29 protein-coding genes, 1 tRNA gene and 1 pseudogene are annotated in these 22755 nt (G+C 37.1%); 12 read left to right on the top strand and 19 right to left on the bottom strand.

All coding sequences use genetic code 11. The annotated features are described in order from the left end of the window. Positions 1–149 precede the first annotated feature (149 nt). The 8 genes and pseudogenes from QJV27_RS09550 to QJV27_RS09515 all read right to left on the bottom strand — a co-directional run bounded on the left by QJV27_RS09550 (position 150) and on the right by QJV27_RS09515 (position 3629). Positions 150–662, bottom strand: a complete 513-nt coding sequence (locus QJV27_RS09550; protein WP_281448695.1) for a hypothetical protein — start codon at positions 660–662, stop codon at positions 150–152. Positions 663–771: 109 nt separating this feature from the next. Beyond that, positions 772–1122 (bottom strand): annotated as a pseudogene (gene ssb / locus QJV27_RS09545) (single-stranded DNA-binding protein); the annotation flags it as partial. A 90-nt stretch (positions 1123–1212) separates the two neighbouring features. After that, a complete protein-coding gene (locus QJV27_RS09540) occupies positions 1213–2124 on the bottom strand; it encodes a hypothetical protein (RefSeq protein ID WP_281448693.1) in 912 nt (303 codons plus the stop codon). After that, complete coding sequence (locus QJV27_RS09535) at positions 2121–2435, bottom strand: hypothetical protein (RefSeq protein ID WP_281448692.1); 315 nt, start codon at positions 2433–2435, stop codon at positions 2121–2123. Before QJV27_RS09535 ends, QJV27_RS09540 begins: the two co-directional genes overlap by 4 nt. After that, entirely contained in the window at positions 2435–2788 is a 354-nt protein-coding gene (locus QJV27_RS09530; protein ID WP_281448691.1) for a hypothetical protein, read from the bottom strand. The genes QJV27_RS09535 and QJV27_RS09530 overlap by 1 nt, the downstream gene beginning before the upstream one ends. Positions 2789–2881: 93 nt before the next feature. Next, positions 2882–3133 (bottom strand): DUF2312 domain-containing protein, encoded by a 252-nt coding sequence (locus QJV27_RS09525; RefSeq protein ID WP_281448690.1) that lies wholly within the window; start codon positions 3131–3133, stop codon positions 2882–2884. After that, positions 3134–3313, bottom strand: a complete 180-nt coding sequence (locus QJV27_RS09520) for a hypothetical protein (RefSeq protein ID WP_281448689.1) — start codon at positions 3311–3313, stop codon at positions 3134–3136. Further along, positions 3300–3629: a hypothetical protein gene (locus tag QJV27_RS09515; RefSeq protein WP_281448688.1), complete on the bottom strand. Its 330-nt coding sequence runs from the start codon at positions 3627–3629 to the stop codon at positions 3300–3302. The genes QJV27_RS09520 and QJV27_RS09515 overlap by 14 nt, the downstream gene beginning before the upstream one ends. A gap of 239 nt (positions 3630–3868) precedes the next feature. Between QJV27_RS09515 and QJV27_RS09510 the strand changes: the two genes are divergently transcribed. Beyond that, positions 3869–4153, top strand: a complete 285-nt coding sequence (locus QJV27_RS09510) for a hypothetical protein (RefSeq protein WP_281448687.1) — start codon at positions 3869–3871, stop codon at positions 4151–4153. On the opposite strand, the gene QJV27_RS09505 is transcribed toward QJV27_RS09510, so the two are convergent. Both QJV27_RS09505 and QJV27_RS09500 read right to left on the bottom strand, forming a co-directional pair. After that, positions 4150–4428 (bottom strand): hypothetical protein, encoded by a 279-nt coding sequence (locus QJV27_RS09505; protein ID WP_281448686.1) that lies wholly within the window; start codon positions 4426–4428, stop codon positions 4150–4152. The two genes, QJV27_RS09510 and QJV27_RS09505, sit on opposite strands and share 4 nt — an antisense overlap. Further along, the gene (locus QJV27_RS09500) at positions 4425–4670 is read right to left on the bottom strand and encodes a hypothetical protein (protein WP_281448685.1); all 246 of its coding nucleotides are present in this window, start codon (positions 4668–4670) and stop codon (positions 4425–4427) included. Before QJV27_RS09500 ends, QJV27_RS09505 begins: the two co-directional genes overlap by 4 nt. Before the next feature lie 96 nt (positions 4671–4766). Here QJV27_RS09500 and QJV27_RS09495 point away from each other — a divergent pair, with 96 nt between their 5' ends. The 6 genes from QJV27_RS09495 (at position 4767) to QJV27_RS09470 (ending at position 9133) form a co-directional block, all read left to right on the top strand. Then, positions 4767–5732: a S24 family peptidase gene (locus tag QJV27_RS09495; RefSeq protein WP_281448684.1), complete on the top strand. Its 966-nt coding sequence runs from the start codon at positions 4767–4769 to the stop codon at positions 5730–5732. Positions 5733–5793: 61 nt separating this feature from the next. Beyond that, entirely contained in the window at positions 5794–6543 is a 750-nt protein-coding gene (locus QJV27_RS09490) for a hypothetical protein (protein WP_281448683.1), read from the top strand. 314 nt (positions 6544–6857) lie between these two features. Beyond that, the gene (locus QJV27_RS09485) at positions 6858–7358 is read left to right on the top strand and encodes a hypothetical protein (RefSeq protein WP_281448682.1); all 501 of its coding nucleotides are present in this window, start codon (positions 6858–6860) and stop codon (positions 7356–7358) included. A 441-nt stretch (positions 7359–7799) separates the two neighbouring features. Beyond that, positions 7800–8138, top strand: coding sequence for a helix-turn-helix domain-containing protein (locus QJV27_RS09480; RefSeq protein ID WP_281448681.1), 339 nt, complete (start codon positions 7800–7802; stop codon positions 8136–8138). Between the two features lie 128 nt (positions 8139–8266). Next, complete coding sequence (locus tag QJV27_RS09475) at positions 8267–8524, top strand: hypothetical protein (RefSeq protein ID WP_281448680.1); 258 nt, start codon at positions 8267–8269, stop codon at positions 8522–8524. 279 nt (positions 8525–8803) lie between these two features. After that, positions 8804–9133, top strand: a complete 330-nt coding sequence (locus QJV27_RS09470; RefSeq protein WP_281448679.1) for a helix-turn-helix transcriptional regulator — start codon at positions 8804–8806, stop codon at positions 9131–9133. Here QJV27_RS09470 and QJV27_RS09465 read toward each other — a convergent pair. The 6 genes from QJV27_RS09465 to gatC all read right to left on the bottom strand — a co-directional run bounded on the left by QJV27_RS09465 (position 9084) and on the right by gatC (position 15932). Further along, positions 9084–10304: a tyrosine-type recombinase/integrase gene (locus QJV27_RS09465; RefSeq protein WP_281448678.1), complete on the bottom strand. Its 1221-nt coding sequence runs from the start codon at positions 10302–10304 to the stop codon at positions 9084–9086. The two genes, QJV27_RS09470 and QJV27_RS09465, sit on opposite strands and share 50 nt — an antisense overlap. 155 nt (positions 10305–10459) lie before the next feature. Further along, positions 10460–10551, bottom strand: a tRNA-Ser gene (locus QJV27_RS09460). A 383-nt stretch (positions 10552–10934) separates the two neighbouring features. Further along, positions 10935–12164: a mechanosensitive ion channel family protein gene (locus QJV27_RS09455; protein ID WP_281448677.1), complete on the bottom strand. Its 1230-nt coding sequence runs from the start codon at positions 12162–12164 to the stop codon at positions 10935–10937. Between the two features lie 518 nt (positions 12165–12682). Then, positions 12683–14134 (bottom strand): Asp-tRNA(Asn)/Glu-tRNA(Gln) amidotransferase subunit GatB, encoded by a 1452-nt coding sequence (gene gatB, locus QJV27_RS09450; protein WP_281448676.1) that lies wholly within the window; start codon positions 14132–14134, stop codon positions 12683–12685. Beyond that, positions 14131–15612, bottom strand: coding sequence for an Asp-tRNA(Asn)/Glu-tRNA(Gln) amidotransferase subunit GatA (gene gatA, locus QJV27_RS09445; protein WP_281448675.1), 1482 nt, complete (start codon positions 15610–15612; stop codon positions 14131–14133). Before gatA ends, gatB begins: the two co-directional genes overlap by 4 nt. Next, complete coding sequence (gatC, locus tag QJV27_RS09440; protein ID WP_281448674.1) at positions 15612–15932, bottom strand: Asp-tRNA(Asn)/Glu-tRNA(Gln) amidotransferase subunit GatC; 321 nt, start codon at positions 15930–15932, stop codon at positions 15612–15614. The genes gatA and gatC overlap by 1 nt, the downstream gene beginning before the upstream one ends. Before the next feature lie 364 nt (positions 15933–16296). On the opposite strand from gatC, the gene QJV27_RS09435 reads away from it, so the two are divergent. Then, positions 16297–16812 carry a GNAT family N-acetyltransferase gene (locus QJV27_RS09435; protein ID WP_281448673.1) on the top strand — a complete coding sequence of 172 codons (516 nt, stop codon included), beginning with the start codon at positions 16297–16299 and terminating at the stop codon, positions 16810–16812. Positions 16813–16893: 81 nt separating this feature from the next. Next, a complete protein-coding gene (locus QJV27_RS09430) occupies positions 16894–17217 on the top strand; it encodes a YnfA family protein (protein ID WP_281448672.1) in 324 nt (107 codons plus the stop codon). A gap of 86 nt (positions 17218–17303) precedes the next feature. On the opposite strand, the gene QJV27_RS09425 is transcribed toward QJV27_RS09430, so the two are convergent. Then, positions 17304–18929, bottom strand: a complete 1626-nt coding sequence (locus QJV27_RS09425; RefSeq protein ID WP_281448671.1) for an NAD(P)/FAD-dependent oxidoreductase — start codon at positions 18927–18929, stop codon at positions 17304–17306. Between the two features lie 371 nt (positions 18930–19300). On the opposite strand from QJV27_RS09425, the gene QJV27_RS09420 reads away from it, so the two are divergent. Both QJV27_RS09420 and QJV27_RS09415 read left to right on the top strand, forming a co-directional pair. Further along, complete coding sequence (locus tag QJV27_RS09420) at positions 19301–20188, top strand: cation diffusion facilitator family transporter (protein ID WP_281448670.1); 888 nt, start codon at positions 19301–19303, stop codon at positions 20186–20188. Between the two features lie 170 nt (positions 20189–20358). Further along, complete coding sequence (locus tag QJV27_RS09415; RefSeq protein ID WP_281448669.1) at positions 20359–20934, top strand: NYN domain-containing protein; 576 nt, start codon at positions 20359–20361, stop codon at positions 20932–20934. Positions 20935–21025: 91 nt separating this feature from the next. Here the strand turns inward: QJV27_RS09415 and QJV27_RS09410 are convergent, their stop codons facing one another. Further along, complete coding sequence (locus QJV27_RS09410; RefSeq protein ID WP_281448668.1) at positions 21026–22096, bottom strand: WD40 repeat domain-containing protein; 1071 nt, start codon at positions 22094–22096, stop codon at positions 21026–21028. 28 nt (positions 22097–22124) lie between these two features. Then, positions 22125–22445 (bottom strand): helix-turn-helix domain-containing protein, encoded by a 321-nt coding sequence (locus tag QJV27_RS09405; RefSeq protein WP_281448667.1) that lies wholly within the window; start codon positions 22443–22445, stop codon positions 22125–22127. Between the two features lie 91 nt (positions 22446–22536). Between QJV27_RS09405 and QJV27_RS09400 the strand changes: the two genes are divergently transcribed. Next, complete coding sequence (locus tag QJV27_RS09400; protein ID WP_281448666.1) at positions 22537–22734, top strand: hypothetical protein; 198 nt, start codon at positions 22537–22539, stop codon at positions 22732–22734. The last annotated feature ends 21 nt before the right edge of the window (positions 22735–22755 follow it).

Raw genomic sequence — 22755 nt, 5'->3', positions numbered from 1 at the left:
TAATAATCGCAATCATTACTAATTATTTCCATTGTATTAAAAATACAACAAAATTATGGTAATATACGTAAGTGAATTTATCTAAAAAAAATAAAACACCCATTTTGTCATATATTAAAACATTTTAGACAAAAGTACAAGCCCCTATTTCACAGATCCTGCATTGCTTCTTCTAGTAAAATGAAGGTGGAAAGCACCTGCCCCATTGTGTAATGCAGGTTTAATTGCAATTTTTTTGATATTTCCTTGGTGCCCATATTTCCCAACACGATCATGTTTAAAATCGTGCGATGGTATTTTCCCATCACCGTCCAGATTTTAAAAAGTTTACTATAAGCAATGCTTTGCCCCAAGGTTGGACCATTATAACATCCACGGATACCATCGCTTAATAAATTAGCTTTTGAATACAGATCCCCACTACCGCCAAATGATTTCTCACAAATAATTGCATAGCGTTCTGCCATGTCACGTTGATCTTGGGTGATAGAGCCTCGAGCCAGCATTTCATCATACACGCACTTACGACGTAGACGTTTAACGTGCTGCTTTGGATTTTCAGGATCAACACCCACTTCAATATTAAATTCTTCACGCCGAAAATGTTGAATATCACACTTGGACACGGCGGGATTTGTCTTTTTCTTTCTTTTTACTGCCATTAGCTGTTCCCTAGAATGGTATTTCATCATTTAGATCGTTTGGCATTGAACTATCCCAACCATCTTGATTACTTTGCTGTTGGTTTTTTCTTGATGACTGTTTTTGATCCTTACTGTCTAACAACACCAATTCGCCACGAAATGCAGTTAAAACAATCTCGGTTGTGTAACGCTCTACGCCCTCCCTATCTATCCATTTTCGAGTTTTAAGTTGCCCTTCGATGAAGACTTTACGGCCTTTGGTCAGGTGTTTCTCGGCCAGATTAACCAAACGTTCATTAAAGATCACAACACGATGCCATTGGGTATTTTCGCGCCACTCATCTGTTTGACGATCTTTCCAATGTTCACTGGTTGCAATTGTCAAACTGGCAATTTTACTTCCTGATTGCTGGGTTCTGATCTCTGGGTTATATCCCAAATTGCCAACAAGGATGACTTTATTTACACTGCCTGCCATTAGCTGTTCCTTACCAACGAGGCACGTTTGGTATTTTTGTTTTGGGTATTTAACATTGGATCCCCTTACTTTTTTTTTAAATACTGTTATCTAGGCGGCTTTTTCTTGGTTTTGACGGTGCTTTTCGTAAAATTTATACGCAGCTGGATTATGATTTTCGTGGAATCGCACTAACCACTTGGGCGTTTTACCGTCGATTAATTGCAAAGCGATGGATTGATTATCTGCCGATAACCTTTGAAACTCAGGATCGTCAGCATGCTTGCCCCTAGACAACGCCCATGATGGGGTAATTTTGTCCTGCTTGGTGGGCTGAGAAGCGTTCTTTTTCCTATGGTTTCCAACACATTTGGAAATATACGAGAATGGATCATTTTTATTGCTGGCTGCCCTGACGATACCGATGACAGTTTGCAGATCGCCGATTTGTTGTACCCATTGTTCGATTTGCCCCCTGCACTCTGGCTCAGAATGGGAGGTTCTATCCATCAACAACAATAAAATTTGATTAAACGATTCATGGTGTGAATGAATGGGAACAACTTTGTCCTTCGTTTGGGGGTAAGGGGGATCTATTCTATTTCTGTTCTTTTCTTTTATAGGGGGATCAATTTTTGGCGGATTTTCAACATTCTCTTTACCGGTTCGGCACCTATTGGGTTCCATATCGGTTCTATTTGGAACTATTTCGGCATCTTTTAGATCAATATCGTCCACAAATTGGGTTAAAATAAGCTCGTTACCTCTGCCACGACTACATAATTTAACAGCAATTAAATTCTTAATAACGCGCTCAAACTGTAAAGGTTTGATTGCCAGTTGTTTACATATTTGCTTATCATTAAGGGCGAGAACCCCAGTTTTTTTAGATGTCATTGCAAGGCAAAATAAATCCATATAAATACCTCGCGTGGCAGCATCGCAAGAACGTATCGCCCCATCAATTAACCAGTCTTTAAATTCAAATTTTACCCAATGATGATTTGAAGGAATACGAGTCATGATACGTCCCCTTTTCTGATAAGAACTAGATAGCCGTCTTGATGGTGTTGAATGAGGCCTGCTTGGGTCAGTTCATCGATAGACTGCTTAATGACCAGCAAATGAAAGCGCAGCTTTTCTGCAAGCTGTTGATGAGTGATGAAGATGGAAGAGGTCTTTTTGCCCTGATCATTAAAGATCGCATTGTCCAACAGATAAGTGTATACGCTTTGGGTTGTTGTGCTTAAGGGCTGTGACTTGCCACCGTCAAATCCCATAACTAAGGCAGGATGTATTTTAATACTGTGAGGCTGGTTGGTAATATAGTGCATTACGCAGCTCCCCTATTTACAAATGTAAGGGTGCCGTCTTTATCACAGAATAAATAGCCATTTTCTACTAGCTCTTGGGCTGCATTTCTAAGGGAGTTAATCGTAAATACATATTCTGTCGCTCTTGCTATATGGGGACGTAAGAAGTATGCAAACTCTATAAGATTAATGTCTTTTACATCCTCACCTCTATCTTTACCCACCAATCCTATGGAAACTATAAAACCCAGCTCCTTTATCAAAATTGTTGCTGCATGTGACAAGCCACTTGTATTAATCGTTTTAGGATTTTTCAAAGTTAGTTTAAAAACTTCTTTATTTACAACTTGGCCATCATTCTCTATCTTTGTCATTGCTCATTCCTTTGGTATTTGGGCCATTGTGAGGAGCGCCGTCGCCAAACTTTGCATCCTCACAATGATTAAATTGATTGTTTTGAGTATTCATCACATCCCCAAGGCATGACGATATACGTCAAATAGGGTTTCTTGCTCTTCTATTTCGGATGGCTCTTTTTTGCGTGCACTGATAATGCGACGCATAACAGGCACATCGAACCCTGCTGATTTAGCCTCGGCATAGATATCTTTGATATCATTGGCCAAGCCTTTGCGTTCTTCTTCTAACCGTTCAATACGTTCGATGATGCTGCGTAATCGATCTGCTGCAATCCCGCCTACTTCTGGTTCATCGTTCATCTAATCATCCCCATAAAAATGTTTTAATTCTTGTTCTGCCATTTCCAGAGCTTTATTTTGTTTTTGGAAATACCCAAAACCAAGCCATTGGATATAAAGCCACCCAATCATCAAAGCTGGTGGAAACCCTTTAAAAATTCCAAAACCAAATCGGCCTATAGTTATTCTAATCCACGGCATTTTCTCGTTGCCTTTTTTGTTTACGTTCTTCGACAAGGCTTAATATCTTGCTTGCAATTTCATCATTCTCAATCATTAACTCTATTAACTTTTCTGAATCTGGAGCGCATTTTTTATAAAACCAATTATTTACGGAATGATGTGACATACCCAGCTTTGAAGCCAGTATTTTTGCGCCATTTTTTAAAGGCTTAAATGGTCCACAAACGATTTCACAAATATCTTCTTTTATATTTTGATGAATGATCTCCATTTTTTGTCTATTTCGCTCATTTTTTTGTCTAAATTGACAAAGATTAAAACTTAACTTTTTCATTTAATTCCTCCATATTAACAATTAACAAGGCGTTGCTAATACGGAGGAGACGGAAAGCATGAAACCGATGGATCTGAATGCCAATACAGACCAAAGGTTCCATTTAGGTTCATACTTTCCCCTTTCCTCTCAACACACTGAAAAGAAAGGGCAAAGTATGAGGGAAAGGAATTTGACTCCCTTTCCCATATGCCCCATGATGAACGTTACGACATAATCACAATCATGAGGAAACTGGTATGAATTTTAATAAAAAGCTAGCCTTTGAACTTTTAAAAGACATTGCTAACGAATATCCTGAAGGCGTTAATACAAGTTTAAAACAATCTGAGGCCTTTGGATCACCAACAAACCCAAATGCTTTAAAAAAACAAAAGGCGTATGTAGAATATTTAATACAAGAGGGCCTTGTTATTAAATGTGACAAATCCTTACGACGCACAGTTACTAATAAAGCAATCAATCTCCTAACTGATGGAATGGATATGGAAACTTGGATTAAAAAAAATCATAGTTTAAATTAATCTCTCCTAGGACGAGTATTTTGAAAACAGATATCATTCTCGTCGGGTTCTTTCTCAGAAAAATCAGTGGCCTCGTAAATCATTTGATAGTCCAAAAATGCCTTCCTCTGAAAACGAACCCAAAATAATTTCCCTAAAAATAAAGGGCACCAAATATATTCTGGGTAATGATAGTAAACTTCATCGGGTGTACAATCAATCTTGACCATTAACTTAGATAGGTTGTCGTCAATAGAGTTGATAAAAACTTTATCAACAAATATCTCAGGCCTCATCCCTCTACCCTTTCTTTTACAGGTCGTTGGATAAAATCTGGCCAGGGGTAATTTTCTGGCCAATGATCGGAAAGCCATTCCACCGCACGTTCGTAATTTCGCACGGTGATGGTGCCACCGTTCTTTAAATTATTAAGAGTGCGACTATAGTTAAAAATATAGATAGATAGAGTGACGATTGTAATTTTTCTAAACTCACAATATTTAAAACAAAGGGTTAATAACTTATCGATCATTTTCATAAAAGATAATTATAGGAATAAATACCTATTTATCAAGATAAAAATACAAATTAAATCCTAATGACAAAAAAAATTATAAAAGTAATGTATAAAATCATGGGAAATATAGATCTATTCAATGAAATTAATACTATTTTGAAAAATAAAGGGATCAGCGCCTCTCGTGCAAGCGTTGAGTCTGGATTAAGTGTTGATTTTATTCGTAATTTAAAAAGAAAACCTTTCCGTCCGAAGCTTGATAATTTGCAAAAATTAGCCAATTATTTAGGTGTTAATGTCAATATTTTCCTTCAAACCTTAGATGAAAAAATCTCCCCTTTAAACGTTTCTGCTCTAGTTTCAAAAATAGATGAAATATTACAAATTAAGGGAATTAGTGAGAGAAAAGCCTGTATCGATGCGGGAATAAGCACTGATTTTATTAGAGATATGAGAAGGAAAGGAAACGCACCCAAAACGGACAAAATTTTAAAACTGGCTCAATCCCTAAATGTCGATGTGAATGTTTTCCTTCATGCACTGAATGAAAAAATTCCCTTAAATACATTTGCTGAACCCAATCTGCCCTTTACTACCATTAATATTGTTGGACAAGTTGAAGCTGGTCGGTGGGCCGAGAACTTGCAATGGCCACGGGAGGACTGGTTACCCTTCCTCTTTCCCAATGACACACCATACAAAGACCATCCTCTATTCGCTTTAAAGGTCAAGGGCGATTCTATGAACTTGGTTTATCCAGACGGCTCTATTGTCATTGCCGTAAATTTTTGTGATCTGGGGCGCACCCCTGAAAACGGGGACTGTGTTCTTACTGTTCGCCGTGATCCATTAACTGACTGTTATGAATCGACCTTGAAAATTGTTCAGATACGTGATGATGGTTCAGTATTATTGTGGCCGCGTAGTAACAATCCGGACTTTACTAGACCTATTCAACTGCCCGAACTAACCACTAATTATCAAGGAGGCAAAGTAAATGGCGATACTTCACCACCCCCTGATATCCATATTCAGAGCTTGATCATTTGGTCGCTAAGTAGCGTACAAAAAATATTAATATAATTCAACTTATTGAAATTATTATTTTTTTCTCGTATCGTTTCGATATAAGGAGAAATATATAATGAAAAAATTGCTATTGATTGCTGCATTTACTTTATCTGTTCCCACCGCTGCCCAAGCCCAACAAAAATCCAACACGACAATAGCTGTTGATTATGAAAGCCCACAGCAACTTATTAAAAACTATTATGCTGCACAAGAATTTTGTCAAAGCTCTACCAAAGAAAATGATCCTGAAACAACAATCATGTGTAATTACAGAGATGCCGCCGATATAAAATTAAATCAGTTAGGTTATTGTTTCGGTGACAATGACGAGCAATCAATGGCAGAAAGAGAATGGAAAAAATGTTCTCAACGCTCAAAAAAAACAACAACACTAAATACTGCAACAACTACAGAAGCAACTACCGTTTCAGAAGCTGTAATTAATGAGGCTGTACAAGACATAGATAACACATGTTACGAGCATGGATTTGATGGCTTTGCACAAAATGTTTTAAATTGTTTTTCAACACGATCTGGCCCTCTCTTACAAAAATGTATGCTTGAGGATTTAGCTTTTATTTCTTTTTATAACGACTTATTGCAAGCATACAAAACAAAAAATGGTCATATGCCAAAGGACGCAGAAATTCCATTTTACTCTGGTAGCGACATCCTTTACAGAGAAAGAGTCTATTACCTTCCTATATTCAAATCTATAGAGAATGCAGCAATATTTTTTAAACCAGGACTTGAGAAAGCCGAGGAAGCATTAGCAAAATGTAGCCTTAAAATTATGGACGACGCCAAAAAACTCCAGCATTAATTGTTCATATAATCAGAACAAATAATCTACAAAAACTCAGACCTCATCAAGAGGTCTTTTTTTATAACATCAATTTTATTTTATAAAATTTACGGTATTTATTACCTAAAATTATATTGACATAGGTATTAATACCTAATATAACCAATCTCATGACAACACGTCATGGGAGCTTTTGGTGTTGAATGATTCAGTTGCGTTTAGCAGGTCACTCCAAATCAATATCATCAAAAAAAGTGGTTTTTAATTTTTTTCCACTGCCCCCTTGATAAGATAGAATAAGGACGTAAAGATGTTAAACATTGAGAGCGATCATGACAGAGCAACAAGACGATTACGACCTTTGGCTTATCGAGTTCTTTGTTCAAAAAACCAAAGAACACATGGACGGTTTGGAAAGTGGGCTAGAAAAGCTACAAAACCGAGCAACAGCCCTCTTTGGATGGACAGTTACCCTTTCCATTGCCAGCTTAACCGCATGCGGCACGGGAATAGCGAAAAACATCCTACCATTAGCCATCATAGCAGGTTTAGTTTCCATTTTACTAACCCTCACTGCAATCTGTTGTGTCATCGTTCTTTACACCAAAAAATGGAAATATCTGGAATATACAACAGAAGATATAAAGGATTTCGACAAAGGTTCAAAAATAGAAACTTTAAAAACCGAGCTTGTAGCGCAAAATTGTGCAATCAAAAAGAATACAGAATATTACAAACGAACAAGACGATTTATCAGATTGGCATGGATACTATTTATCTCCACACCAGTTCTGCTAATAACAAGCGGGATTATTTATCTTTCTTCTTTGTAAGATTGATCTTTTTCAATATTTTATTCAAATCAGGATCACGAGCATTTTCAAACGTTTCATTGATTGCAGTACGATTCGTACCCCTTAAAACAATCGGTGGTTTTTTGACATTTGCAATACCAAATCGATCGCAGCTCTTTTTTTTCAGTTTCTTTATCGTCTTTATTTGAATCATCACTCATAAAATTTAACCATTTTAATATTGGACTCCGAATAAATCCAATATTAGAACGGATGGCAGGTTTGTTCAATCTGCCATCCATATCTAACAGGCAAGACCATGACCTTTTACAGCCACGATATTAAAGATATTTACAAGGTCAAAGAGCAGTTGTTGATTTGACTATACTTAATAAGTATTATACTTGTCAAGAAATAAATACTGGTGAAAGCATGTTACAATTCTATAAAATGTTTGAGAATACATCAGGAGGAATCTTGATGAGTAACAATGCAAAATCTACAGATAAAAACGTAAAGAAGATGCTTGATAATATTGACAAATGGCTTGAAAGAAAGAATTTAACTCAGACTTATGTTAGCGCACAGATTGGGATAGAGCCCCCAAGTTTATCTAGAATAATATCAGGAGTAAACAATGTAAACCTAACAAGGCTACAGCAAATAGCTAACGTTTTAGAGATCACAGTTATTGAACTATTATCCGACCCAGACAGCGTTATACAATACCATGAAGCCTTACAAACTATTCAAGGAATGAGTAAAGAAACCTATGATGGCTGGATAAATATAGGTAATATTATGAAAGATAAAAAATAATCTATACTTAATAAGAAATATTTTGTTGACATCATTATACTTATTAGACAATATTAATCATACTAAAAAAGGGACAGAGTTCGCACCTCCATCCCCTTTCCCCCTCTCACTTAAGAAAGGAATATTTCATGCAGAAATATGGACAGACGATATTCAATCCTCCTTCATGGAGTCAAGAAAATAATACGCTTAATAATTTAATTGAAGATACCAATCGTAAAATCAAACGACTTACAAACGTTATGATCCAGCTAAAAACAGCAGGGTTATTTGAAGGGGTAAAGCGCACCCAAAACAGCATCAACGAACTTGAAAAACAGTTGGAAAGCCTAACCCTGCAACGAGATAACTCTTTAGATATCCCAATGCAGGTGTTTCATAGCTAAACCCCAACGCTTGGAAAGAACAAACTGATGACGCTAATCATCTGCCTACTCATCGCATCATCAATATGGCTGGGTTACGTAATTAATGATCTTATAAAAGGACGTAGGGGATGGCCAAAAAATTAATTAATCAATATTACTGAATAAACAAGGCATAAAACAATGAAAAGACTAATTATACGCATACATAAAAATAATGAAGATGGTGGTAAAAAGCTATGTATAACCAATCATTTACTTTCATAACCAAAACCACATAAAGACCACAGGATATAGATAATGGCAAAAAGCACAGCCACTGACAAAGAAAAATCGATTGTTGAATTTCAAAAAGAATACGAAAGATTACTGAAAAAATACAATATCGGGATCCTTGATCCAATTGTTGGTATTGATTTGATTGCATTTCTATCGGGTTTTAGTGAAAGGCAAATAAACAGATTCATCAAAGAAGATAAAAATTTCCCAGCAATCTATGAGTTTTCCTATAAAAAGAAGGGATGTAAGCTTAGCGAGGTGCAACAATGGATTGAAAGTCGTAGAAAGACTGCATCTAAGTTCAATCCTTTAAAACCTTTGCCAAATCTTGAACGGGTTTCAAATCTTTAGTGATGATCTTTTCCCATTCTATCATTAATTCCTTACGTCGATTAAAATGAGTTGTGCGATTATATGCCCCCTCTACCTGATCTTTAGGGGCATGAGCTAAAACCAAATCAATAACAAACCGATCTTGTGGGAAATGCTCATTCATAATCGTTGAAAACATGGCCCTAAAACCATGAGGGACGTGTCTTTGATAATATCCAGCACGGTTAATCAAATACCCCAATGCATTCTCGCTCATAGGCTTTGTAGGGTGACGTCGACTTGGAAATACATATTCTAAATGGCAACTAAACTGTTTGATAATCTCGATAATCTCAACCGCCATCGGGCATAAGGGCACGATATGCTCTTTCTTCATCTTCATACGAGAGGCTGGAATAACCCATATTGGACTATCTGTTTCCAAACCTTCGAATTCTTCCCACCGTGCAAATCGTAATTCACCAGGACGTACAGCTGTTAACAATAAAAAACGCATTGCAAGCTTGGTCACAGGAAAAGCAGGCACATCTTCAACATGTTGTAACATATCGATGGCATCATCTAACTTAATAATGGCAGGTTGCCGTCCCTTTGATACAGGCAACAAAGCGGGGGCAATGATCGCTGCCGGGTTGTCCTTACATAAACCACTCGCAATAGCGTAAACAAATATATCACTCATGCGTTGACGAATTCGGTGTGCTGTCTCTATTGCACCTCTTTTTTCTACTTTCTGCAAAGTAGATAAAACGATTTGAGGCGTTAATTCTGAAATAGGTATCCCACCCAAAAAAGAAAAAACATCATTTTCTAGGCTACGAATAACATTTAATGCATGTTTAGCTGTCCAAAAAGGCTTTTTGATTTCATGCCATTTACGTGCTATAATCTCAAAAGTATTCTCGTAGTGTGACGTTAATAATTGTTTTTTGAGTAATTTCTCTGCAGCAGGGTTTCGACCTTCCCGAATAGATTTTTTAACATCTAATAGTGCGGTTCGTGCATCTGCTAAGGACATATCTGGATAATGGCCAATTACAATTTGTGACTCTTTGCCATTAAAAACATAACGAACGCGCCATGTTTTTGTACCAGAGGTTGCTACGTGAAGAAATAGACCCTTGCTATCTGTTAATCGATAAGGGTCTTTTTTCTTCTTGGCAGAACGAACCTGAGAATCCTTTAACATACTTATGCCCGTCTTTTTAAAATTGTGCCCGTTTTCTTACCCGTTTTTTATGGCATAATTTGTCATCAACTGGCAAGATTGGGTAAACGTATTTGTGGTTTTTCGCTGAAAAATTAGGGTTATGTCAGGAATTGGCAACATCTGACTATATAATATGGCGGAGGGGATGGGATTCGAACCCACGGTACGACTTTCATCGTACAACGGTTTAGCAAACCGCCGCCTTCAGCCTCTCGGCCACCCCTCCGCAAGAAGAGTTGCTTAATAACACGACGTTTGCTCTGATATGGTTTTAATCGTTTATTAAAGGACTGTCAATTTACTTTGTTCAAAATAATTATTTTTTTAATAATTCATTAACAATGAACTATAAACAACGTTATCTACTATCAAAAATTACAAGATAAAGTAGAAAATATATTCTTTCCTAGAGTATTTTAAATACAATCCAGCTTAAAAACTCCTGTGTATCTTTGAACAACTATCAAATATTATACTGATCGAATACATCTACATAAGTAATTCTTACGAATCATGAGATTCAAGACTATTAGTGCCTATTCGTACCTCAATAACGCTTTTAATAGTAAAAAATTCTTTAAAAAATCAATCTATATACGCAATTAAAATTCAATTTAAATGGGAAGATATTTTTGCTTCTATTGGAGATGTTGGTTTAATATCCTTACCTGATGGTTTTTGGTATATCCCTAAATTAAAGAAAGCTGCAGTTGCATACATAAATTCAAAAATTTCTGACTGTGTCTCTTCGTATTCATTCCAAAAAACATTGGACGTAAAACAATAAATTTCAATGGGAAGGCCTTCTGACGTAGGGCTTAATTGTCGAACGACGATATACATGTCTTTACAAATGTCTTCACGATTTTTTAAATAATCAAGAACAAAGCTACGATATAAACCCAAATTGGTGATATTCTTATATTGGGGTAATGCTACTTTATCGATAATATGTTGCTTAATATTATTTACAATAGTGCCTTCATGAGGTTGTAGGGTATTCAACAAATCGTTTGAAAAAAATACAATGCTAGATTGGTCAACAAAGAAGCTTCGTTTAATTCTACGTCCACCAGATTCAAACATAGGCTGCCAATTTGTATAGGTTTCAGTAATGAAATTTTTAGTTGGAACTTGAGAAATTGTATTATCCCAATTCCTTACAGTAATGGTATGCAATGCAATATCAGTTACTTCACCACTAATATTAACGACTGGCATTTCGATCCAATCCCCTAATCGTATTACATTAGAAGACGAAACCTGAATATTTGCAACTAGTGAAATTAAAGTATGTTGAAAAACCAACATCAGTACTGCTGCAATTGCACCTAAACTAGAGATAATAATGATTGGCGATTTATTGGATAAAGTTGCAACAATCAAAATAACCGCGATCGAAGATACAATAATTTTACCTATTTGGATATATCCTTTGATAGATCCAGATTTGGCGCCATGTTTTTTTGTATATGCGTCTTTGGTAATATCAAGTATTTCATTGATGAGTATCATGATATTGATAATTAATACAACGCCACAAATTGTATGAACTGCCTCTACCAGACCGATTGGTAAACCTTGGATCCACAAAGACATAAAGTAGACAGTAATAACGGGGGCAATATGTGATAGACGTTCTGTTATACGAATATCTTTTTTTTGTGCATCCGTATTGTTGTTTCTATGTAAAATGAATTGGCGAACGATACCTAATAGGAAATATTTGCAGATAATAGATGCAATAAATCCAGATAATAGCATTAACAAGATTGATAATAAGGAAAATACTATTTTATTGGAATAAATCCAATCTAACATGGATGTTAAACTCTGCATTATTGTATCCTAATATAGGTAAAATCAAAAATAAATCATCTCAACTACAAAAAAAGATGAAGACAGTTTACCATCTCGAATTCAAGGGGCGTAACTTGTCTAATAATGATGCAAATAAATGAACTTCAAATATTGCCCATAATCATCAATAAACAAAGCAAAAGGACAATTGGTTAATATAAGGTAAAACCGTGGTTGGAGAATACTGAACCTTATTTTTGAATGTTCACTATCAATATCATTGAATTAATTGTATTAAATGTATTTCAACATGGTGAATTACACACACTAAAACGATTCAAATAGCTATTTTCCTTCTCTGTAATATTGGGAACTATTTCCATATATGACGGCAAAAATGAAAATCAAATCAATATTATGATAATTACCTTAAAAAAATTGCAAATCGCCGCTTTTGACCTCTGGTCATTCCTCTTCAAAAGGAATTGTTTAATAGTGCGGCGTTTGCTTCAATATAATTCTAATCTTTTATTGAAAAGTTTTTCTTTCTAAAATTGTTAAGATAATTGTTTTTTAAGCAATTCATTGACGATCGCAGGGTTGGCTTTGCCTTGCATTTCTTTCATGACTTGCCCAACAAAGAAACCAAATAATTTATCTTTCCCAGATTTATATTGTTCAACTTTATCTGGATTTGCAGCCAAAATTTCAGCAATCACTTTTTCAATTGCACCTGTATCGGTCACTTGCTTCAAGCCTTTGCGTTCAACAATATCCCCAGGCATATCGCCTGTTTCAACCATATCTTCAAAGACTTCCTTGGCGATTTTACCATTGATGGTATTATCCGCAATCAAATCCAATAACGCACCCAAAGCCTCTGCACTGACAGGACTTTCGTGAATGGATAGGCCTTGTTTATTTAAAACAGCAAATAATTCACCCGTTACCCAATTAGAAGCCATGCGACCGTCACGACCTTTAGCGACTTTTTCAAAGAAGTTCGCAATATCTTGTTCAGCTACCAACACGTTTGCATCATAACGTGGCAATCCATATTCAGATTGAAAACGATTACGTTTATCATCTGGTAATTCTGCCAATGTTGATTTTAAATGATCAACATGGGACTGCTCTATAATCAAAGGTAACAAATCGGGATCAGGGAAATACCGATAGTCATGGGCGTTTTCTTTGCTGCGCATCGTGCGGGTTTCCCCACGTGCAACGTCAAATAAGCGCGTTTCTTGATCGACTTCACCGCCATTTTCATAAATCTCAATATGACGTTTTGCTTCGATCTCGATTGCTTGCATCACATAACGAATAGAGTTAATATTTTTCAATTCGCAACGCGTGCGATAATCTTCACCAGGTTTACGTACGGACACATTCACATCTGCACGCATAGAACCCTCTTCCATATTTCCATCGCAAGTGCCAAGGTAACGTACAATCGCACGTATTTTACGAAGATAAGCGCCTGCCTCTTCTGGGGAACGCATATCTGGTTCACTGACAATTTCCATCAATGCAACGCCTGAACGATTTAAATCAATACAAGTACCTTTAGGTGCCAAATCATGAATAGATTTGCCTGCATCTTGCTCCAAATGTAAGCGCGTAATACCGATATTTTTAACAGAACCGTCTTCTAATTCAATCTCAATGCTGCCTTCTCCCACAATCGGGAATTCAAATTGCGAGATTTGATAACCTTGAGGCAAATCCGCATAGAAATAATTCTTACGATCAAAGCGGCTCATCAAGTTAATTTTAGCATTTAAACCAAGACCTGTACGAATGGCTTGATCCACACATTCACGGTTTAATACTGGCAACATTCCTGGAAAAGCTGCATCCACAAGGCTGACATGAGTATTGGGATCAGCACCAAAATGCGCAGAAGCCCCTGAAAACAACTTGGCTTTGCTGATCACTTGGGCGTGGACTTCCAATCCAATTACCACCTCCCAAGAACCAGTAGAACCTTCAATCATATAACTCATAATGAAACTCCTGCACGTAGTATTGGTTTATGGGTAAAGTTTGCTGCTTTTTCCATTGCGGAACCAACGGCAAATAAGGTTTCCTCATCAAAAGGACGACCTAATACTTGTAATCCCAAAGGCAATCCTTGACCGCTTAATCCAGCTGGTAACGCAAGACCAGGAACCCCAGCCATGCTGGCAGGAACCGTGAAGATATCATTTAAATACATTTGCACGGGATCTTCTTGATTTTCACCTTTAGCAAAAGCTGCGGTTGGTGCGGTTGGCGTTAATAACACGTCGACTTTATCAAACACATTCATGAAATCTTGATAAATCAATTTACGCACTTTTTGAGCACGCAAATAATACGCATCATAATATCCCGCAGAAAGCACATAAGTTCCCATCAAAATACGGCGTTTAACTTCATCTCCGAACCCTTCACCACGCGTATTCGCATAAAGTTCATCAAGGCTTGCACCAGCAACGCGACGACCATAACGAACGCCATCATATCGAGCAAGGTTAGAAGAGGCTTCAGCAGGCGCAATAATATAGTACGTTGCCAACCCATATTTTGTATGCGGTAAGGATACGTCAACGATCTCGCAACCTGCTTCTTTCAGCCAATTAATCCCTTGCTGCCAAACGGCTTCGATTTCAGGAGATAGACCAGGTGCACGATATTCCATCGGAATACCGACCTTCATCCCTTTCAAAGAACGGTTACAAGCAGCACGGTAATCGGGAACTTCTTTGTCAACAGAGGTGCTGTCTTTTGGATCAAATCCAGCCATAGATTGCAACATAATAGCACAATCTTCAACCGATTTCCCCATTGGACCAGCTTGATCTAAAGAGCTGGCATAGGCAATAATCCCCCAACGGCTGCAACGACCATAAGTTGGTTTGATCCCTGTAATCCCACAATAAGCCGCGGGTTGACGGATAGACCCGCCCGTATCGGTTCCCGTTGCCCCCATTGCCATTTCAGCAGCAACCGCAGCAGCAGAACCACCAGAAGACCCACCAGGAACAAGGAATGTATCTTCGCCTTGACGTTTCCAAGGATTTTCCACGGCACCAAACGCAGAATTCAGATTGCCAGAACCCATTGCAAATTCATCAAGATTGACTTTGCCCAAGAATACCGCACCATCGCGCAGCAGATTAGCCGTTACAGTGCTTTCATAAGGAGGTACAAAATTTTCTAAAATACGGCTGGCTGCGGTGGTTTTAACGCCTTTGGTACAAAACAAATCTTTGATTGCCAATGGAATCCCTGTTAATGCAGGCGCATCCCCAGCAGCCAATTTTTGATCTGCTGCTTTGGCTTGTTCAATCGCAGCATCCGCAGTCACCGTAATATAGGCATTAATACGATCATTTAATTGATCTATCACCTTGATATGTGCTTTGGTTAATTCCTCGGCACTAAATTTCTTTTGACGCAGTCCATCAACTGCCTCTGTAATTTTCATTCCAGTTAACATTATTCAACTACCTTTGGCACAGCATAAAAATCAGCAATCCGTTCTGGGGCATTGGAAAGAACATCCTCTTTACAATCACCGTCCGTTACGACATCTTCGCGTAAGCGTAACTGGGCAATTTCTGTGCCAACCATTGGTTGAATATTTGTAATATCAACCTCGTTTAACTGTTCCATCCAATGAATAATTCCACCCAGATCTGACGCATAAGTTGCCAACTCATCCTCCTTCACTGCTAACGAAGATAATTTAGCAACTCGTTGGACAATCTTTGTATCCAATACATTGGCCTGCTTTTTATTGGTCAATTCAGCCCCCATAAAATAGATTACTTCTTTATCAAAATTATTAATTTTAAACTACGTATACCATAAGATTAAAAATTTTAAGCGTCTTAAGTTAACTGATACTTTATAAAGAACGTATTTTTAATGTCAAAATACTAAAGTCTTTTTTTAGAATTTGGCTTTGCAACACGAATCAAGATGGTCTTTGATACAATAATTATTTATGATGTACAAAGTCTTTGTTAAAATAATATAATCCAATGAACATCTAATTATACATTTCTGAAAAATTAACTTTTTCTATAGTTAATTCTACAAATAATGTATAATTGATAAACCTTTCTTTATCCTAAAATACTTTTATACCATCATTACCCATACATTTGATAGTTTCATTATGCATATTCTTCCAGCGACTTTAAATGATTTAGAGGCTATATTGCAAATACAGGATAGCTGTTATTTCGAAATCGAGCCTGAATCTAAAGAAGCGATGGCCTCTAAAATTATAACCAGTCCTGATACATGCTTTATCGCTAAAGATCAGCATAGTATCAAAGGGTATTTATTAGCCCTGCCATCTATTTTGGGAAAACCACCACAATTACACATGGAAACTCAAGAGTTAGAGACAAACCCAAATTGTCTTTATTTACACGACATGGCTATTGATCCAAGTGCCAGAGGATTGGGAATAAGTAAGCTTTTATTTCAAAAATTTATAAACACTGCACATCAAAAACGCTTGCATCATGCTTGCTTAATTTCAATTCAAAATTCGGTTTCTTTTTGGCAGCAATATGGTTTTGCCGTTGTCGAACCAGACACGTATCTACAATCCAAATTAGAATCCTACGGAGATAATGCAGTTTATATGGAATGTCGCTTGCCTGCCCATTCCCCCCACATTTGATAAATATTAGTGTTGAGTGTTCGGGTTATGCTTATTTTCTAAAGTATACTAAGCTTTTTATTCGACAAATACGTGAAACACATGACCTCTTTTCTATTCTATATTTTAGCAGCATTTGCTGAAATTGCAGGCTGCTTTTCTTTTTGGGCTTGGACACGGCTGGGGAAATCAATGTTATGGACAATTCCTGGCACGATTTCTTTGGTTTTTTTTGCATGGATATTAACGAAAGTAGATATAGATATTGCTGGTCGTGCCTATGCAATTTATGGTGGGATTTATATCGTTTGTTCTTTACTTTGGCTGTGGGTCGTTGAAGATACAAGACCTGACAAGTGCGATATCGTGGGTGCCGTTATCTGTTTATTTGGGGCTAGTATTATTTTACTTGCCCCTCGTTCATAGCTCTTAAAACAATTTTATATTAGACTGTTAACCAATATTTTATTTATGTATTTTAAAATATTATTTTTTTTATCTCAATTTAAATCTTAACGCATCGATTGTAATATATCTTTGGCTACAGCTTCAGCCATTTTTATCCCGTCAATGGCTGCTGACATAATACCCCCTGCATATCCAGCCCCCTCACCAGCAGGATACAGGCCTGATGTATTAACACTTTGACCATTTTCCCCACGAGGGATACGAATAGGTGACGAGGTACGGGTTTCAACCCCCGTCATGACTGCATCAGCAAAGGAAAATCCAGCCAATTTACGATTAAATGCGGGTAATGCTTCTTTAATTGCATCCACAACAAACGTTGGCAGAATATCTTGAAGATTGCTGGGCGTTACCCCTGGCTTATAAGAAGGAACCACATCCCCTATTGCTTTTGTCGAACGACCCGCTAAAAAATCTTCAACACGTTGTGCAGGTGCTTTATAATCAGAACCACCCAAAACAAATGCTTTTTGTTCTAAATCTCTTTGAAAATCAATTCCAGCCAAGGGATGCGTGGGATAATCTTTTTGAGGATCAACACTGACAACCAATGCAGCATTCGCATTACGTTCGGCACGTGAATATTGGCTCATTCCATTGGTCACAACCCCACCCGCCTCTGAAGCAGCAGCGATCACTGTACCCCCTGGGCACATACAAAAAGAATAAACCCCACGGTCATATCCTGTATGATGAACCAATTTATAATCTGCAGCACCTAGTTTTTTATGCCCTGCTTGAACCCCAAACTGGGCCTGATCAATCATTGATTGCGGATGCTCAATCCTGACCCCAACAGAAAATGGTTTGGCATGTATTTCCACCCCGTCATTATATAACGACACCATCATATCCCGCGCACTGTGACCCGTTGCCAATATAACATGACGGCTGGCAATCTCTTCACCGTCACTTAATCTAACCCCCATAACCTGGCGATTTTTGTCCATCACAATTGAATCGACATGTGCATTAAAGCGATAACTACCACCATAAGATTCAATTTCCGCACGAATATGTTCCACCATACTAACCAATCGAAATGTTCCAATGTGTGGTTTCGATAAATATAAAATTTCTTCTGGCGCACCAGCCTTGACAAATTCTGTTAAAACTTTGCGACTGTAATGATGGGGATCACTGATCTGAGTATATAATTTTCCATCGGAAAACGTTCCTGCCCCACCCTCACCGTACTGCACGTTACTTTCTGCATTAAATTGAGATTTTCGCCAAAATGCAAACGTATCGACCGTACGCTCACGAACGGCTTTACCGCGTTCTAAAATCAAGGGCCGTAATCCCATTTGTGCCAATAAAAGCCCTGCCATGAATCCACAAGGTCCCGCACCAATAACAACAGGACGTTGATATGTTGATTGACTCGCTAGTTTTTCACCTAACCCCTGATCCACAACAAAACGATATCCGATTTCGGGGGCTTTTTGGATATGTCTGTCATGACTATGCTGTTGCAAACAATGAATGTCGTCCACAACCTTACAATCGACAGTATACACAAGTTGGATATGTCCTCGTTTTCGCGCATCATATCCCCGACGAATAATATGGTATTCTATAATATCGGTTGATAAACGCTGCTTTAGGGCATCTTCCAATTCTGTATCACTATGGTCAAGAGGGAGTTTTAGCTCGGTTATACGAATCATTATATATCTATCAACAAAAATTAATGAAATGAAATTAAATCTGGCAAAATATATACCGCTTATATCAACAGAAAACTATTTTTAAATACAATATAAGGCTTATATAAATTATCAATCGATATAATAATATTACCTACAAACCGATCTCCCAATTAAAAAACGCAACAATTTTACTGCCATATCTAAATATTTATCCACTCGCCAAAGATGTTCCCTTTTATAACCAACACGTTTTAACACAACCCATATGATTAATGTTTATATAATCATTGAAACAGCCTATACTATATTCTTTAATTCTTCAGCAATTATTAAGCGAAATAATACACAACTAATCAGATATAATGACCTTAACAGATGCATAAGTGATAATGATTTTAAACGTTATTCAAGACAAAAAAATACTTTTTAGTATTGGAAGTATTATCATCAGCATTGTCGTTTTATACCTAAAGTATCTTGCTTGGTATACAACAAACAGCATTGCTTTTTACTCTGATATGCTAGAAACGTTAATTAACGTTGCCGCAGCAATATTTGGATTCATCGCTCTACTTATTGCTGCAAGACCTGCAGATGCGGATCACCCTTATGGCCATCACAAAGCTGAATACTTATCAGCAGCAGCAGAGGGATTATTGGTTTTAATCACAGCCATCTTGATTTTTTACGAATCTTGGCAATCATGGCAACATCCCCGAATGCCAAATGCCCCTTTTATTGGCATTATTTGGAATGGATCGGCTGGAATTATTAATCTAATTTGGTCCCTAATATTAATTAATGCAGGAAAAAAACTATGTTCTCCTGCATTAATTGCAGGTGGACAACATGTCTTATCGGACGTTTGGACGACAATCGGGTTGATCGGTGGATTTATACTTATTCCACTGTTGGATTTACTGTATCTGGACGCAATTTTGGGGTTTCTAATCGCTTTAAATATCTTAAGAATGGGATTTCACGTTATTAAAGAGGCCATCGATGGATTAATGGACAAAGCCCCTCCTCCGAGTACAATAGAACATATTCATAAAATAGTTGAACAAAACGCACCTGAAGCTTTGGAATTTCATATGATGCGTTTTCGTAAGGTTGGTGCTGTTCTTTTTATCGATTTTCATCTGGTCTTACCTGGCAACATGAATGTGTATTGCGCGCATCAAATATGCGATCGAATCGAATATGCTTTAAAACAATCACTCGGATCTGTTTCGATAAATATCCATGTTGAGCCAGAGGAAGAAAAAAAAAGTTAATATTTGTTAATATTTGGAACATAGCTGTATCACTTAGAAAACAAACATCGTTAAAACAACGTAATGTTTATTTACAAAAAATATTACGATAACAACGTTTTAAAAGATGTTTTTTTCAAAAGAAACACCATATATGTCAGACGAATGAATTATAATAATATGGTTATTCAATGCAAATTACTTCTCGTTGTGCTATTTTCTTGGATGCTGGATATATCGAATATATTACCAGACAGGAATTCTCTAATATCCAAATTAATTATACTAAGTTGGTGAAAGAAATTTCACAAAATAATACCGTATTCAGAACATTTTATTATAATTGTTTACCCTATCTTGACTTCTCATCCTCCGAGGATGAAAAAAATCTCTATGAAGGGAAAATGAACTTTTTTGAAGCTTTAAAATTTCTTCCCCGCTTTGAAGTCCGTCTAGGGGCATTGTCGCGTTATGAAGATGCTGATACAACATCCTTAAGTTTTCATCAAAAACGAGTGGATATTTTAATGGTGGTTGACATGATGCATCTTGCTTTAACAAAACAAGTTGATCATATCATCATCACAACAGGAGATGGCGATTTGGTTCCCGCTATTAATGCGTTAAAGCAAGCAGGGATTTTAGTTACGTTATGGCATGGCTCTTTGCGAGGGAAAGCATCTCCAAATCGTGAACTGTTTCAAATTTGTGACGAACGTCACGAGTTTTCTAAAATTGTTAATAAAATTCAAAAACATTCCGCATAATTCGTTAAAAACTCTTTAGCTGGTAGCAAATAAAATACAGTCGATTCTAATATTAACCCGATACCAGCTTATGTTAAATGTGCTAAACGTCTTACGCTTGCGCAGTCAAATCAATAACTGCAATGATACCCTTTTCTGTTCCAAAACAAAATAAGCTTCCTGACAAATCAAAGGAAATAGCTGTTACTTCACCAAAATCTTTTTCCTGTCCTAAACTAATGGGCAGTACTTTTTCACCATCCGGACTGATAAATAATACACTGCCATCAAGAAAACCCGCAGCTAATAAGTCACCATATGTTGGGTGAAACTGGACAATTGTGCAGCATCCTCCAGGAATTCCTGGTAATTCAACAGGGGGTTTCCCCATTGGTCCACCATCAAAAAATGGCCACATAACAATAGATTCAGCACCGCTGGTTGCTAACCACTTACCATCATTTGAGAATTGTAAAGATTGGACTTTGGTTGGATAACCACTCATCCGCATATTGTGACCATCAGAAATTCGCCATCCATGCAGATCATGATCTTGCATAGAAGTAACTACAGCTTCTTCTCTGGGATGCAAGGCTATTACCAAATGACTGCCTTTCCAAATAAAATCTTTGATTTTCTTTGCGACAGGCTGCTTCACGTCCCACAATGTTACACCGCTATAATATGCCGTGGCCAGTCTGGTTCCTTCCTGATTAAAAGTTAAATCACTGACTGTCGACTCATGAGGTAATATGGTAATAGGTTGGTCAAAATCATGATGGTAGATGTGAACCTCTTTGCCCACTGTTACCGCGATTTTTGTCCCTTTACCTTTAGGATCAATCCACAAAGCAATGTGCTCAACCCAACGCTTGGTTTTCACTAATAACTGTGGGTCTTGTCCAGGAATAATTCGAAATATCTGATTATCATCCCCAGATGTCAGAAATCCTGAAGGTGTACTGTCACGAGCCAAACATAAAATTCCCCCATCATGGGGTTGAATCATCTGCCATTGTTGAGGATCCTCTAATTCATTACGAGGCACTAACCATAAATCACCATCCGCCGTTGCAAAAGCAATATATTGACCATCTTGAGAAACCACACAGCTAATAATATTTCCCTCAACTTGTCTATATTTTCCTCGACTATCTATTAACTGCAACGGTGTATTCATCATCGTTTACTTTCTTTTTGTGTCATATAATTCAAACGGTATGTTGGTTTAATGTGTTGTGTATCATCAACTTAGCCTCATCCGGTAATTTATGATAATTCATAATCAATTCTGCTAGTAAATTATCCTCTGTATATAAAAAAGCTAGTGGTACCTCTAAAACAACAGCTAATTTTTGTGCTGTTTCAATATCCACTTCATGCACGCCTTTTTCATATCGATTAATTCTCGTACTGGCAACAAACTCATCAATCCCCGCCAAAATACCTAGTTTTTTTTGTGATAATCCCTTTAATTTTCTGGCCTGCTTTAAACGATAACAAAAAACTTGTCGATACGATTGTTGTACCATTGTAACTCTTTTAAAAAATAAGAGCTACGATATTCGTAGTTTATGAATAAAGTGTATACTACGTTATTCGTAGTATTAAGAGGAATTAGACATGAATCGTATCTATGAATCTTTTTTTGGATTTATAGGAATAACTTTGGCACTTGTTATTAGTGGAATAGTGACCGGAGCCCCTATTTATGCAGCCATATACGATGCGCAGCACAATTATATTATATCTGCAATTCTTGATATCATTATGCCCCCTTATGGGATAGGCCGGGGTATTTATCTACTTTTAAATTTTTAGTAACCGCAATAAGGAATCGTA

The organism is Commensalibacter oyaizuii, assembly GCF_029953265.1.
GTDB lineage: Bacteria > Pseudomonadota > Alphaproteobacteria > Acetobacterales > Acetobacteraceae > Commensalibacter > Commensalibacter oyaizuii.
The sequence above is the reverse complement of the archived record's forward strand: the minus strand, read 5'-3'. Positions and strand labels throughout refer to the sequence as shown.

Excerpts from the sequence above, each read along its gene's own strand:
- QJV27_RS09550 (WP_281448695.1), bottom strand. The coding sequence starts at position 662 with ATGGCAGTAAAAAGAAAGAAAAAGACAAATCCCGCCGTGTCCAAGTGT.
- QJV27_RS09540 (WP_281448693.1), bottom strand. The coding sequence starts at position 2,124 with ATGACTCGTATTCCTTCAAATCATCATTGGGTAAAATTTGAATTTAAA.
- QJV27_RS09535 (WP_281448692.1), bottom strand. The coding sequence starts at position 2,435 with ATGCACTATATTACCAACCAGCCTCACAGTATTAAAATACATCCTGCC.
- QJV27_RS09530 (WP_281448691.1), bottom strand. The coding sequence starts at position 2,788 with ATGACAAAGATAGAGAATGATGGCCAAGTTGTAAATAAAGAAGTTTTT.
- QJV27_RS09525 (WP_281448690.1), bottom strand. The coding sequence starts at position 3,133 with ATGAACGATGAACCAGAAGTAGGCGGGATTGCAGCAGATCGATTACGC.
- QJV27_RS09520 (WP_281448689.1), bottom strand. The coding sequence starts at position 3,313 with ATGCCGTGGATTAGAATAACTATAGGCCGATTTGGTTTTGGAATTTTT.
- QJV27_RS09515 (WP_281448688.1), bottom strand. The coding sequence starts at position 3,629 with ATGAAAAAGTTAAGTTTTAATCTTTGTCAATTTAGACAAAAAAATGAG.
- QJV27_RS09510 (WP_281448687.1), top strand. The coding sequence starts at position 3,869 with ATGAATTTTAATAAAAAGCTAGCCTTTGAACTTTTAAAAGACATTGCT.
- QJV27_RS09505 (WP_281448686.1), bottom strand. The coding sequence starts at position 4,428 with ATGAGGCCTGAGATATTTGTTGATAAAGTTTTTATCAACTCTATTGAC.
- QJV27_RS09500 (WP_281448685.1), bottom strand. The coding sequence starts at position 4,670 with ATGAAAATGATCGATAAGTTATTAACCCTTTGTTTTAAATATTGTGAG.
- QJV27_RS09495 (WP_281448684.1), top strand. The coding sequence starts at position 4,767 with ATGGGAAATATAGATCTATTCAATGAAATTAATACTATTTTGAAAAAT.
- QJV27_RS09490 (WP_281448683.1), top strand. The coding sequence starts at position 5,794 with ATGAAAAAATTGCTATTGATTGCTGCATTTACTTTATCTGTTCCCACC.
- QJV27_RS09485 (WP_281448682.1), top strand. The coding sequence starts at position 6,858 with ATGACAGAGCAACAAGACGATTACGACCTTTGGCTTATCGAGTTCTTT.
- QJV27_RS09480 (WP_281448681.1), top strand. The coding sequence starts at position 7,800 with ATGAGTAACAATGCAAAATCTACAGATAAAAACGTAAAGAAGATGCTT.
- QJV27_RS09475 (WP_281448680.1), top strand. The coding sequence starts at position 8,267 with ATGCAGAAATATGGACAGACGATATTCAATCCTCCTTCATGGAGTCAA.
- QJV27_RS09470 (WP_281448679.1), top strand. The coding sequence starts at position 8,804 with ATGGCAAAAAGCACAGCCACTGACAAAGAAAAATCGATTGTTGAATTT.
- QJV27_RS09465 (WP_281448678.1), bottom strand. The coding sequence starts at position 10,304 with ATGTTAAAGGATTCTCAGGTTCGTTCTGCCAAGAAGAAAAAAGACCCT.
- QJV27_RS09455 (WP_281448677.1), bottom strand. The coding sequence starts at position 12,164 with ATGCAGAGTTTAACATCCATGTTAGATTGGATTTATTCCAATAAAATA.
- gatB (WP_281448676.1), bottom strand. The coding sequence starts at position 14,134 with ATGAGTTATATGATTGAAGGTTCTACTGGTTCTTGGGAGGTGGTAATT.
- gatA (WP_281448675.1), bottom strand. The coding sequence starts at position 15,612 with ATGTTAACTGGAATGAAAATTACAGAGGCAGTTGATGGACTGCGTCAA.
- gatC (WP_281448674.1), bottom strand. The coding sequence starts at position 15,932 with ATGGGGGCTGAATTGACCAATAAAAAGCAGGCCAATGTATTGGATACA.
- QJV27_RS09435 (WP_281448673.1), top strand. The coding sequence starts at position 16,297 with ATGCATATTCTTCCAGCGACTTTAAATGATTTAGAGGCTATATTGCAA.
- QJV27_RS09430 (WP_281448672.1), top strand. The coding sequence starts at position 16,894 with ATGACCTCTTTTCTATTCTATATTTTAGCAGCATTTGCTGAAATTGCA.
- QJV27_RS09425 (WP_281448671.1), bottom strand. The coding sequence starts at position 18,929 with ATGATTCGTATAACCGAGCTAAAACTCCCTCTTGACCATAGTGATACA.
- QJV27_RS09420 (WP_281448670.1), top strand. The coding sequence starts at position 19,301 with ATGATTTTAAACGTTATTCAAGACAAAAAAATACTTTTTAGTATTGGA.
- QJV27_RS09415 (WP_281448669.1), top strand. The coding sequence starts at position 20,359 with ATGCAAATTACTTCTCGTTGTGCTATTTTCTTGGATGCTGGATATATC.
- QJV27_RS09410 (WP_281448668.1), bottom strand. The coding sequence starts at position 22,096 with ATGATGAATACACCGTTGCAGTTAATAGATAGTCGAGGAAAATATAGA.
- QJV27_RS09405 (WP_281448667.1), bottom strand. The coding sequence starts at position 22,445 with ATGGTACAACAATCGTATCGACAAGTTTTTTGTTATCGTTTAAAGCAG.
- QJV27_RS09400 (WP_281448666.1), top strand. The coding sequence starts at position 22,537 with ATGAATCGTATCTATGAATCTTTTTTTGGATTTATAGGAATAACTTTG.